The 429-nt window shown below is 33.1% G+C and carries 1 pseudogene; it reads right to left on the reverse strand.

The window, feature by feature from the left end:
- Positions 1 to 41: 41 nt before the first annotated feature.
- Positions 42 to 429, reverse strand: a pseudogene (locus AB5M32_RS13655) (endonuclease); the annotation flags it as partial.

Here is a 429-nt window from a genome sequence, read left to right on the forward strand (position 1 = left end):
TTTCTGTTAGTTGATTCTTTAAATCTTTACTTGTTGCCATATCACTGAATCTCCTTTATCACTAATCTATTTGAAGTTGATAAACTGTAAATTTCCTCATCTTTCATCACATCTGGATATTTCTCTGCTATTTTCTTCAAGTCTTTTCGTTTAGAAACGACTGATTTTAAACAAATAATCCGATTAGGTGTGATACCTGTAGAGGCATTCTTTATTCCAAGTTCCTGAATAATTTGATTGTCGATTTGTCGAATACTCTTCTCTAGTTCCTTCTTATTTTTGAGTAACTCTTCTTTTTGATCGAGTAGAACATCATAATCAGCATGAAGCATAATTTCAGTTGAATCTAATTCTGAATAACGCTCTTTTAGAAAATCTGACGTTGCTTTACTTCCATCGATCAGTGGCTCTTCTCCGCCGATAATGTTC

It is taken from the genome of Enterococcus sp. C57, from assembly GCF_040887305.1.
Classification (GTDB): domain Bacteria; phylum Bacillota; class Bacilli; order Lactobacillales; family Enterococcaceae; genus Enterococcus_B; species Enterococcus_B hirae.